Below are 341 nucleotides of genomic sequence, written 5' to 3'. Positions count from 1 at the left end.
CTTCACAAGCAACAATATCACGTTTTTGGCAACGTTTTGATAAAGGTAGTGTTAACACATTACAGGCTTTAAATGAGGCCTTGGTTGATCGTGCTCGACTGTTAACTAACCAGACAGCCACGATTATCGATATCGATTCGACCCACTCAGACACTTATGGCAAACAGGAAGCCACTAATTACAACGCACATTATGGTACTGAAGGATATCATCCATTACTGGCAACTGATCAAGATGGTAACTTATTGAAAGCTGTCTTGCGTCCTGGAAATGCTTACACCAGCAAAGATGTAAAAGCTTTTTTAACACCACTATTAAAGCATTATCAAACTAAGCTGCCT

The 341-nt window shown here is 39.9% G+C and carries 1 protein-coding gene; it reads left to right on the top strand.

Annotation, left to right across the window (positions count from 1 at the left end):
• The coding region (locus ON15_RS07045; RefSeq protein ID WP_010580788.1) for a transposase at positions 1-341 on the top strand (341 nt) is incomplete at both ends.

It is taken from the genome of Liquorilactobacillus vini DSM 20605 (genome assembly GCF_000255495.1).
GTDB classification, from domain to species: Bacteria; Bacillota; Bacilli; order Lactobacillales; family Lactobacillaceae; genus Liquorilactobacillus; species Liquorilactobacillus vini.
This window is presented reverse-complemented; position numbering and strand designations above follow the sequence as displayed.